Below are 10,760 nucleotides of genomic sequence, written 5' to 3'. Positions count from 1 at the left end.
GTATAATCGTTATCATCAAGTTTATTAAAGGGAAGTTGATAGAGCGTCGTGGCGCGTTCATCAAGGTTGGTAATACCTGCGGGTGCTTTTGAAAAAGTGGAAATAAGCGGATAGCGCAAGACTTTTTTATAATGACCCAAATAGGCTTGTCCTTTTTTAGTCATTCCTAATACGTGGTGGTAAGGGTGTTGTTGATAATAGCTAAACTCATCTTCAGTCAGTTGTATAAGAATACTTAAAGCCATGCGTTGGATGCGATTTGTCGTATAGCGTTTAGTTTTCACTTGTGACAACCATTCAGCGAAACTAGAGGCTTTTTTTGCACATGCAATCAAGCGGTATTCAATTCCTTCAACGATGTTATGTAACTTGGCAATGTTCTCGGGTGATTGTATACAGAGTTGATAGTGCAGTAGTGGCCAGTAATCTTCCCAAGAATGTAAGTCGGTATCCTCAAGCAGTGTTTGGGTGCTGAGAGGTATATAAGAATTGCTTTTTTCACCACGAAGTAAAAGCTGACGTATGGCTGTTCCACTTGCGAAACTTTCGTCAGTGGCTGTGGCATCATTATGGTTGGCACCCATCCTGTTGAGGGGTAATAACTCCATTGGGTTCTCACCGATATGATTAGCTAATGCGTAATGAAACCCAAGTAGAATGTTTGGTTGGCGTAAATCGAAAGTTGGCCAGTGTGAGGCGGTTAGTTCTTCCCATGTCTGCGTCACTGCAATACCATAAGGGATGTTATCCTCGAGCTTCTTTTTGATGATTAAGTTGAAACTGTCCTCATTTTGATGATAAAAGGCAGCTAATTCGTCGTAAGGGAGCGCTTCGCCTTTTTCTGTCCCAAAGCATAGTGTGTCACAACGGAAGTCGTGAAGCAGGTTTATGGCGCCTGAGGCGAAGTTCTCTGCTGATTCAATTGCTGATACAAATGGAAGTTCAATTACAAGATCAGCTCCAGCTGCTAAGGCTGCTTTTGTTCGTTGCCATTTAGTGATAATCGCGGGCTCGCCACGTTGTAAAAAATTACCACTCATTACAACAATTAAAACTTCTGCTTGTGATTTATGCTTCGCATGGTTTAAAATGAAACGGTGCCCATTATGAAATGGGTTAAATTCGGCGATGATTCCGACAGCTTTCATTGCATACGTCCTCTCAAATTTTATCTTTACATATAATAATAACAAAAAAACAGCACGAATCAAAAAGCAACGAATGAATATATGTCCATTAAAGATAATAAGGTTGACAAATGATGTGATTTAAAGCTATAATTGGTCTTGTTGTCCATGTAGAGGTGATGAAAAATGTTGAAATGGTCTTTTTTACAAATACAAAAAAGCAGAAATGGATTTCCCGTTGATGAAGTGGTAGATCTTACTGAAATTTTGCATAAAAAAAATAAAGATGTACGTTCGGCAAAATCAATTCATGTATCAGGTCGCTTAGTAACTCAGCGTGATCAGGTAACAGTGACTTTAAAAGTAACTGGCGTTATTACGCTACCTTGTGCACGTACGTTAGTCGATGTACCATATCCGTTAGATATTAGTATCAGCGAAATAATGGTGAAAGATATTGCGGAGTTTTCGGGCAGTGATGATGTATATGAGATAACTGACAATCAGGTAGATTTAATGCCGATTATTGAAGAATGTGTGCTAGTTGATATTCCAATGCAGGTTTATGCTGCGGAATCAAATAAAGCATCAAAATCAGGTAATGGTTGGATTGTCGTTTCACAAGATGATCTTAACGCTCAGGAACAACAGTCTGAAGATGCTGAGGCACCAAAAGGTGATTCTCGATTAGCAGCTTTAGCTGATTATTTTAAAAAAGATGAGTAATCTTTAATTTTTATTTAAGGAGGTGTTTGAAAATGGCAGTACCAGCACGTAGAACTTCAAAAGCTAAGAAAAACAAGCGTCGTACACACTTTAAATTAGAAGTACCAGGTATGACAGCTTGCCCTAACTGTGGCGCATCAAAACTATCTCACCGCGTATGTCCAGAATGTGGACAATATAAAGGTGAAACAGTTGTAGAAGCAAAAGCGTAAAACGTTCTTTCACAAAAGTGAAACGTACACTTTTGATATAAAACCTTTCCGAGAGACCATGGCTCTTGGGGAGGTTTTTTCTTTTTATGAAGATGTAAATGAGAAACTGTCGCAAAAAAAAGAAGGATGTCGTATAATTAAAACAATAATTCTGTGTTCTATTGAGATGGAGGAATGTAATGAGTTTCCCGACAATTATTTGGGTAGTAATGCCGCTATTTGTATTTATTTTAATAAAATTACTGACGAGAAAAAAACGCATGAATTTCCCATATGCTTATGTGATGTTGGTAGTGACCTTATCTGCAATCTTTTTTATTCTAAATGATTTAGCACTGAACCAATGGTTTTTATATCTTTTATTATTGTGTTTGATTATCGGTTTTATATACGTACTTATTTTCAATGCCATCAAAAAAGAAATTTATATAATTAAGATATTGAAAGGTTATACTAAGATACTGCTAATCGTAGTTATTTTTAGCTATTTTTTAACAGTTGTCATGTGGGTTCTTTCGTTTTTCATGTGAATAATGACGTATAGTCAAAATGAAACAGCGAGATAAAGCTGTTGACAATAGAGTTTATAAGGTCGTAAAGAATTTATTTTCTTACGACCTTTTTTTGTTCGTATTTTATACGAACACTGTTAGGTAAACCTTTAAAATAGTTTTAAATAAAATTTGAAATAAGAAAAGTATTTTTTTATGTAAAAAAAAGCGCAAATTAGTGGGAGATTTACTTCTGGTTAAAAGGTAGTGATTTTTTTTTGGTTCTAAGTGGTGGAAAGTGGGGGAATGTGGTAAACTTAAAACAGAAAAGGGGTGTGCTTATGTTTATGGGAGAATATGCTCATAATATCGATGTAAAAGGTCGACTTATTATGCCTGCAAAATTCCGTGAGCAGTTAGGCGAACACTTCGTGGTTACCCGGGGGTTGGATAAATGTTTGTTTGTTTATCCAATGTCCGAGTGGGAAATACTTGCTGCAAAATTGCGAGAGCTCCCGTTAACCAAAAAAGATGCACGTGCTTTTTCACGTTTCTTCCTTTCGGGCGCAGTCGAATGTGAACTCGATAAACAAGGACGCATCAATCTACCTCAGAATTTACTAAAATATTCCTTAATTGAAAAAGAAACAACTATTGTCGGCGTATCAAGTCGTATTGAAATATGGGCTCAATCAGAATGGGAAACATTCTTTGATGAAGCAGAAGAATCATTTGCTGAAATAGCAGAACAAATGTCGGATTTTAACCTATAGAGAAGATGGTGAAAATATGTTTAAACATGAAACAGTTTTATTACATGAAACAGTCGATGCGCTGGATATTAAACCAGACGGCATTTATGTCGATTGCACATTAGGTGGCGCTGGCCACAGTGAGTATTTGTTATCGCAATTATCTGATGAGGGTCACTTGTATGCATTTGATCAAGATCAAACAGCAATTGATAACGCAAAGGTTAAGTTAGAAAAATACAATGAACGTGTCACGTTAGTTAAAGCGAATTTTCGAGATATCCGTCGTGAACTTGCTAATCGTAATGTTGATGCAGTTGATGGTATTTTGTATGATTTGGGTGTATCTTCACCACAATTAGATGAAGCTGAACGAGGGTTTAGTTATCATCAAGATGCTAAGTTAGATATGCGTATGGATCAAGAACAAGCGTTGACTGCAGAAGTTGTTGTTAACGAGTGGCCTTATGAAAAATTAGTTCGTATATTCTTTCAATATGGCGAGGAGAAATTTTCGAAACAAGTGGCGCGTTTAATTGAAAAACGTCGTGAAATCAAACGTATCGAAACGACAGGTGAATTAGTTGAGTTGATTAAAGATGCTATCCCTGCTCCTGCAAGACGTAAAGGTGGTCATCCAGCTAAACGTGTTTTCCAAGCGATACGTATCGCAGTGAACGATGAACTGGGTGCTGTAGAAGAATCGCTTGATCAAGCAGTTAATCTTTTACGAGTGGGTGGACGTGTTTCTGTTATCACTTTCCATTCACTGGAAGATCGTATTACAAAATTGATTTTAAAAGATTATGCCAAAGGTCCTGATCTACCACGTAATTTACCAGTTATACCGCATGAATATCAACCGAAATTGAAGATTATAGCAAGAAAGCCAATTCTACCATCAGAAGAAGAATTAGAAGTAAACAATAGAGCGCGCTCTGCAAAACTTAGAGTAGCCGAGTGTTTAAAATAATCATAACTAACAAAAGAGAAGAATGGAGCTGAAAAAAAGATGGCCAACAATGCAGCGCGACAAATAGAAAGACAACCGAGAGTCAATAAACCTGCGGAAAAACCAAATAGACAGGTACGACAAGGTTATAGTCCTGAGCAACAAGCACTTCGTAAATTACGAAATGTATTCGTTACTGGTATTGTGAGCGTGTCAGCTTGTTTGTCCATCTGGCTCTTATCTGTTCAGGCAAATAATTATGAAATGAACACTAATATCCAACAACAAGAAGCTAAAATCACACAACAAGTGCAAACGAATTCTGATTTAAAAGCGAACGTTGATGAACTAAGTCGCTATGATCGGGTGTATAAAGAAGCAAATAAGAATGGATTAAAATCTAACGAAAACAACGTTAAGGCTGTGGATATTAAATGAAAAAACTTATGAGAAACCGAAGAAGAGGCGCAATTTTTTTGCTGGGCTTTTTCGGTTTATTTTTTGTTTTACTGCTATCTCGCTTTCTTTATTTAGAAGTAGTCGGTAAAGCAAATGGGAGACCGTTAGCTAGCCAAGCAGCACGACAATATCTTCAAAAAGAAACACTCTTTTCACAACGTGGCGATATTTTAGATGTGAATGGTGAGGTTATTGCTGAGAATGTCACAACGTACTCAATGATAGCTGTCATTACACCAAGATTAACAATTGATAAAAATAATCCGCAACATGTTGTGGATCATGAACATACAGCTAAAGTACTTAGTAAATATATTGATATGAAAGAATCTGATATTTTGAAGATTCTGGATCAAAAATTAGATCAAGTAGAATTTGGTACTGCTGGTAAAAATATTAGCTCATCGAAAAAAAATGAGATAATGAAGGAAAAATTACCAGGTATTATTTTCAAGAAAACACATCAACGTATCTATCCTAATGGTGTCTTTGCTTCTAATTTAATTGGTTTAGTGAAAGAAGATGAACAAAAAGATGGCACGTTCTTGCAAAAAGGCCAGATGGGTATTGAAGATAGCGAAAATAAAGAATTGAGCGGTACAGATGGTTCAATCAATTACAGTCAAGATAACTACGGTTTTGTATTGCCTAATGCTGAAAAAGTATTGAAAAAACCAGTCGACGGCGATTCTTTAACATTAACGCTTAACAAACGGATTCAAACCTTATTAGAAGAACGGATGACAGCAGCACAAAAAAAATATAAACCAGAAGAAATGATGGCTGTGGTGATGAATCCTAAAACAGGTGAGATTGTAGCGATGAGTCAACGACCAACTTTTAATGCTCAAACACGTGAGGGTCTCGATAAATCATGGCGTAATTTAATTGCAGAAGAACCATTTGAACCCGGTTCGGTTATGAAAATTTTCACTTTAGCTTCGGCTATCGAAAACGGTGTCTATAACCCTGATGCTTATTTCAAATCAGGTTCATATAAGGTAGATAAAATTACAATCAACGATTGGAATAATGGAGACGGTTGGGGCGACATTACTTTTAATGAAGGTGTTGCACTTTCATCTAACGTAGCCTTTGCAAATTTACTTGATAAAATTGGCACAACTCGTTTTAAATCAGCGCTTGAAAGTTTTGGTTTAGGTAAATCAACTAATAGTGGTTTGGCTAATGAAGCAACAGGAGATATTCTCTACCGCTATCCAATTGAGCGTGTAACAACAGCGTTCGGTCAAGGAACAACTGTTACAGCCTTGCAAATGATGCAAGGTATTAGTGCAATTGCAAACAATGGTAAAATGATGAAGCCTTACTATATTAAGTCAACCAAGGATGGTAAAACAGGAAAAGTTACTAAAACAAAACCTGAAGTTGTCGGTACACCGATTTCTAAAGCAACGGCAAATGCCACGCTTAAACAATTACGTTCGGTAATTGAGGCGAAAAACGGGACGGGCTCAATGTATAAATTAGATGGGTATAAATTAGCGGGTAAAACAGGGACAGCTCAAATTGCCAATCCTGATGGTTCTGGTTATATGACAGGACCGAATGATTACATATACTCGTTCATGGGAATTGCACCAGCAGACGATCCACAATTAATGATGTATGTTGCTGTGAAAAAACCAGTGATACAAGCAGGTGAATCGAGCACAGATGTAATTAAATCAATTTTCAATCCTGTCATGCAAACAAGTTTGCAGTACTTAAATATAAAACCAGAAAAAGAATTGAACGCAAAATCAGTGGTGATGCCTGATACCGCTAATATGAAAGTAAAAGATGCTCAAAAAGAGTTGAAGACATCTGGCGCTTCTGTTACGGTAGTGGGAGACGGTGATAAAATTGTCCAACAACTGCCTAAAAGCGGTGAAAATATCTTTGTTAAGCAGCGTGTGATTTTACTGACAAATGGTAATGTCACGATGCCTGATATGACAAATTGGTCGAAGAATGACGCGTTGAAATTCTCTGAAATTAGTGGTATTCCAATCAACTTTACGGGAGAAGGTTATGTGCTAAAACAAAGCATACCAGCAGGACAAAAAGTCAGTGCAAAATCTGAAATAACCTTAAAAATGGAAGATCCTTCCAAACTACCGAAATATAATGCTAAGCCGAGTACTGATGAAGCTAATGCTGATGAAAAACAAGAAACTGATGTGCATGTGAATGATGTTGCAGGTGCAATAACACCACAATAATTGTGTGTAGATGATGAAAGAAAGGAACGATTTGAAATGAAAATGAATGAATTATTGAGTAAGTTACCGTTAGTTGCTTATGAGGGGCAAGACATTGAAATTACTGATATGCAACAAGACAGTCGATTAGTGACACCAGGTACATTATTTATTTGTATAGATGGGTATACAGTTGATGGTCATGATTATGTTGAAAAAGCGATTGCGAAAGGAGCAGTTGCTATTCTAGCTGAGAAACCTGTTGAGGTAAAGACAGTTCCAGTTATTTATGTAGAAGATACAAATCGTGCAATGGCGATTTTAGCGGGTGCTTTTTTTAACTATCCTACTCATGAGATGAATATGGTTGCCGTAACGGGAACAAATGGTAAAACAACAGTGACACATTTGATAGAGCATGTCTTGCGAAATGTTAATCAAGTCACAGGTCTTGTAGGTACGATGTATCAAAAAATTGGAGATACAATCCAAACAACTAAAAATACAACGCCCGACAGCTTAACTTTGCAACGTTTATTTGCAAGTATGCGTGAGGAATATGTGGATACAGCTGTAATGGAAGTATCCTCTCATGCGCTTGTATTAGGAAGAGTTCATGGTTGTGATTATGATGTCGCTGTTTTTACAAATTTAACGCAAGATCATTTAGATTTTCATAAAACAATGGAAGAATATGCGATTGCAAAAAGTTTGTTATTTGCGCAATTAGGCAATGATTATCGTAGTAAACGACCTAAATTTGCAGTTGTTAATAAAGATGACAATGCAAGCGAGCGAATGATTACTGCAACTGCAGCTAATGTTGTAACTTATGGTATTATCAACGAATCAACATTCCGAGCAACGGACATTGTTATTAGTGGAAAAGGGACACATTTTACTTTATTATTCCAAAATAAGGCTTATCCCATCAAAATGCAATTAGTCGGTAACTTTAATGTATATAACGCACTCGCTGCTATTGCTGCAACTGTTGTACAAGGTGTGCCACTAGAAACAGCAATTGCTTCAATTGAAGCCGTACAAGGTGTAGCTGGTCGTTTTGAATTAGTAAGCGCTGGACAAGCTTTCCCAGTTATTGTAGATTATGCACATACACCTGATAGTTTAGAAAATGTTATACAAACGATTCGTGACTTTGCTAAAGGTCGAATTATATGTGTGGTAGGCTGTGGTGGTGATAGAGATCGTACTAAACGTCCGATTATGGCTAAAATTGCAGTTGATCAAGCAGATATTGCCATCCTCACATCAGATAATCCACGAACTGAAGACCCAATGACAATCATTAATCAAATGGAAGCTGGTGTATCAGCTGAAGCCGTTTATATTAAAGAAGTGAGCCGCGAAAAAGCGATTCAAATAGCTGTCAGTGAAGCGCAAGAAGATGACGTTATACTGATTGCGGGTAAAGGTCATGAAACATATCAAATTATCGGAGATGTTACACATCATTTTGATGACCGTGAAGTAGCAGAAGAAGCAATAAAAAATCTAAAGTAAGTAAACAAGTTAGGGGAGAACGATTGTGTCTACAAAATTTATTATAGGAACAGCATTCATCGCATTTATAGTAACGGTGATGGCATTACCAATTTATATTCAAGCAATGCGACAACGTAAAGTGGGTCAAGAACAACGTGAAGAAGGACCGCAAAGTCATAAAGCAAAAACAGGTACGCCGACAATGGGAGCTATTATTTTTGTACCCGCGGTCTTTATTGCAACGTTAATTGGAACAGGTATCTCACGCGGAAGTGTATCAACGATGTGGTTATTGTTATTAACATTCCTTGGTTATGCCTTTATCGGTTTTTGGGACGACTTTGTTAAAGTTCGTGAAAAACGTAACTTAGGCTTAACTGCAAAACAAAAATTAATGGGACAGTTACTAATTGGTGTTCTCTTCTATGTTGTTTATCTTATAAACGGTTATTCAGAGTCATTAAATGTGCCTTTTACAGAAATAACAATTCAATTACCTTATATCTATGGCTTATTTATTATTTTTTGGTTGGTCGGCTTTTCAAATGCGACGAACTTAACGGATGGACTTGATGGGTTGTTAGCAGGACTGGCAACATTCTCGTTTGCAGCTTTCGGAATTATAGCTTACGTACAACATAATTTAGCGGTACTTTACTTCTGTATGGCAGTTATTGGAGGACTAATCGGATTCTTCTTGTTCAATCGCAACCCTGCAAAAGTATTTATGGGCGACACGGGGTCACTAGCACTTGGTGGTGCGATGGCAGCTGTATCTATCCTTCTAAAAGTAGAATGGTTGATGTTACTTATCGGGTTCGTGTATGTTGCAGAAACATTATCTGTCATGATGCAAGTAACTTATTTTAAATTAACGCACGGTAAACGTATTTTCCGTATGACGCCAATTCATCATCATTTTGAGTTAGGTGGTTGGTCAGAAAATAAAACAGTTGTTGTATTTTGGTGTGTGGGTCTTTTATGTTCTGTAGCAGCTGTATTGATGGAGGTGCTTTAAGATGAAGAATATCACGACATATCGACATAAGAAGGTGCTTGTATTAGGCCTTGCAAGAAGTGGTGTCAAAGCAGCCGAATTACTTCATGAATTAGGTGCTTTTGTAACTATTAATGATAAAAAAGCATTTGCTGAAAATCCAGCAGCGCAAGACCTATTGGAAGAAGGCATCAAAGTTATCACGGGATCACATCCAATTGAATTGTTGGATGAAGGTTTTGAGTTAGTGGTGAAAAATCCAGGTATTCCTTACGAAAATCAAATGGTACAAAAAGCATTAGAACTTAATATTCCTGTTATTACAGAAGTTGAGTTGGCTTACCAAATTAGTGAGGCACAAATTGTTGGAATTACAGGGACGAATGGTAAAACAACAACAACAACATTAATTAATGAAATGTTAAATGCTGGCGATAAAACGGCGCACCTTGCAGGAAACATTGGTTTTCCAGCAGCAGGTGTTGCGATGGAAGCTAAAAAAGATGATGTTATCACGATGGAATTATCTTCTTTCCAGTTAATGGGTATCCAAACATTCCGTCCGCATATAGCAGTTATCGTAAACATTTATGAGGCTCATTTAGATTATCACGGCTCACGTCAAGGTTATGTAGCTGCTAAACTACGTATTTTTGAAAATCAACAAGCCGATGATTACTTAGTAGTGAATTGGAATCAACCTGAATTGCGAGAACTAATTACGCAAGCTAAATCGCGTATTGTGCCTTTTTCCACGAAAGAAGTTGTAGAAGCTGGAGCTTACGTGCTCGATGGTAATTTAATGTTTAAAGATGAAATAGTTGGACAACAACAAGATATTATTTTACCGGGTGAACATAACCTCGAAAATGTTTTAGCAGCGATTTGTGTTGCTAAATTAGAAGGACAAAGCAATGAAACCATTATGCATGTTCTTTCAACTTTTTATGGTGTGGAACATCGTACACAGTTTATCAAAACACTGAATAACAGACGTTTTTACAACGATTCCAAAGCAACGAATATCATTTCAACTGAGAGTGCTTTAAAAGGCTTTAAGGAACCTGTGGTGTTGTTAGCAGGTGGATTAGACAGAGGGACAGAGTTCGATGAGCTAAAACCGTTCTTTAAAAATGTTCGAGCTGTTGTTTTATTCGGTGAAACAAAACATAAAATTGCACGTGTTGCGACTGAAGCTGGCGTAGAACATATCAAAATAGTCACAGATGTAGAAGAGGCAGTGCCTGTTGCTTACGAATATAGCGAGCCAGGTGACGTTATTTTACTAAGCCCTGCTTGTGCAAGCTGGGATCAGGTGCCATCTTTTGAAGTGC

General features: G+C 37.2%; 11 protein-coding genes. 10 read left to right on the top strand and 1 reads right to left on the bottom strand.

All coding sequences use genetic code 11. The features are described 5' to 3' along the window. The coding region (locus IKV95_RS03665) for a nucleotidyltransferase (RefSeq protein ID WP_287451414.1) at window positions 1-1,148 on the bottom strand (1,148 nt) is incomplete at its 3' end. A gap of 165 nt (window positions 1,149-1,313) precedes the next feature. Here IKV95_RS03665 and IKV95_RS03660 point away from each other — a divergent pair. The 10 genes from IKV95_RS03660 to murD form a co-directional block, all read left to right on the top strand. After that, window positions 1,314-1,853: a YceD family protein gene (locus tag IKV95_RS03660; protein WP_051536013.1), complete on the top strand. Its 540-nt coding sequence runs from the start codon at window positions 1,314-1,316 to the stop codon at window positions 1,851-1,853. A 32-nt stretch (window positions 1,854-1,885) separates the two neighbouring features. After that, complete coding sequence (rpmF, locus tag IKV95_RS03655; RefSeq protein ID WP_029092346.1) at window positions 1,886-2,065, top strand: 50S ribosomal protein L32; 180 nt, start codon at window positions 1,886-1,888, stop codon at window positions 2,063-2,065. Between the two features lie 179 nt (window positions 2,066-2,244). Then, window positions 2,245-2,595, top strand: a complete 351-nt coding sequence (locus IKV95_RS03650) for a hypothetical protein (protein ID WP_069118786.1) — start codon at window positions 2,245-2,247, stop codon at window positions 2,593-2,595. A 302-nt stretch (window positions 2,596-2,897) separates the two neighbouring features. After that, a complete protein-coding gene (mraZ, locus tag IKV95_RS03645) occupies window positions 2,898-3,329 on the top strand; it encodes a division/cell wall cluster transcriptional repressor MraZ (RefSeq protein WP_069118787.1) in 432 nt (143 codons plus the stop codon). A 16-nt stretch (window positions 3,330-3,345) separates the two neighbouring features. Next, on the top strand, window positions 3,346-4,281 hold the full coding sequence (gene rsmH / locus IKV95_RS03640) for a 16S rRNA (cytosine(1402)-N(4))-methyltransferase RsmH (RefSeq protein ID WP_029092343.1): 936 nt from the start codon (window positions 3,346-3,348) through the stop codon (window positions 4,279-4,281). Window positions 4,282-4,320: 39 nt separating this feature from the next. Further along, window positions 4,321-4,698: a cell division protein FtsL gene (gene ftsL / locus IKV95_RS03635; protein WP_051457318.1), complete on the top strand. Its 378-nt coding sequence runs from the start codon at window positions 4,321-4,323 to the stop codon at window positions 4,696-4,698. Next, window positions 4,695-6,944, top strand: a complete 2,250-nt coding sequence (locus IKV95_RS03630; RefSeq protein ID WP_069125692.1) for a penicillin-binding protein — start codon at window positions 4,695-4,697, stop codon at window positions 6,942-6,944. Before ftsL ends, IKV95_RS03630 begins: the two co-directional genes overlap by 4 nt. A gap of 36 nt (window positions 6,945-6,980) precedes the next feature. Continuing rightward, complete coding sequence (locus IKV95_RS03625) at window positions 6,981-8,447, top strand: UDP-N-acetylmuramoyl-L-alanyl-D-glutamate--2,6-diaminopimelate ligase (protein WP_069125693.1); 1,467 nt, start codon at window positions 6,981-6,983, stop codon at window positions 8,445-8,447. Window positions 8,448-8,472: 25 nt separating this feature from the next. Further along, window positions 8,473-9,447: a phospho-N-acetylmuramoyl-pentapeptide-transferase gene (gene mraY / locus IKV95_RS03620; protein ID WP_029092340.1), complete on the top strand. Its 975-nt coding sequence runs from the start codon at window positions 8,473-8,475 to the stop codon at window positions 9,445-9,447. Window position 9,448: 1 nt separating this feature from the next. After that, the coding region (gene murD, locus IKV95_RS03615; protein ID WP_287451413.1) for a UDP-N-acetylmuramoyl-L-alanine--D-glutamate ligase at window positions 9,449-10,760 on the top strand (1,312 nt) is incomplete at its 3' end.

Source organism: Brochothrix sp., assembly GCF_017549435.1.
In the GTDB taxonomy this organism is placed as follows: domain Bacteria; phylum Bacillota; class Bacilli; order Lactobacillales; family Listeriaceae; genus Brochothrix; species Brochothrix thermosphacta.
The sequence above is the reverse complement of the archived record's forward strand: the minus strand, read 5'-3'. Positions and strand labels throughout refer to the sequence as shown.

What these genes read in the sequence shown, in the direction of transcription:
- IKV95_RS03660 (WP_051536013.1), top strand. Translation starts at nt 1,314, where the DNA reads ATGTTGAAATGGTCTTTTTTACAAATACAAAAAAGCAGAAATGGATTT.
- IKV95_RS03625 (WP_069125693.1), top strand. Translation starts at nt 6,981, where the DNA reads ATGAAAATGAATGAATTATTGAGTAAGTTACCGTTAGTTGCTTATGAG.
- ftsL (WP_051457318.1), top strand. Translation starts at nt 4,321, where the DNA reads ATGGCCAACAATGCAGCGCGACAAATAGAAAGACAACCGAGAGTCAAT.
- rpmF (WP_029092346.1), top strand. Translation starts at nt 1,886, where the DNA reads ATGGCAGTACCAGCACGTAGAACTTCAAAAGCTAAGAAAAACAAGCGT.
- IKV95_RS03650 (WP_069118786.1), top strand. Translation starts at nt 2,245, where the DNA reads ATGAGTTTCCCGACAATTATTTGGGTAGTAATGCCGCTATTTGTATTT.
- IKV95_RS03630 (WP_069125692.1), top strand. Translation starts at nt 4,695, where the DNA reads ATGAAAAAACTTATGAGAAACCGAAGAAGAGGCGCAATTTTTTTGCTG.
- mraZ (WP_069118787.1), top strand. Translation starts at nt 2,898, where the DNA reads ATGTTTATGGGAGAATATGCTCATAATATCGATGTAAAAGGTCGACTT.
- rsmH (WP_029092343.1), top strand. Translation starts at nt 3,346, where the DNA reads ATGTTTAAACATGAAACAGTTTTATTACATGAAACAGTCGATGCGCTG.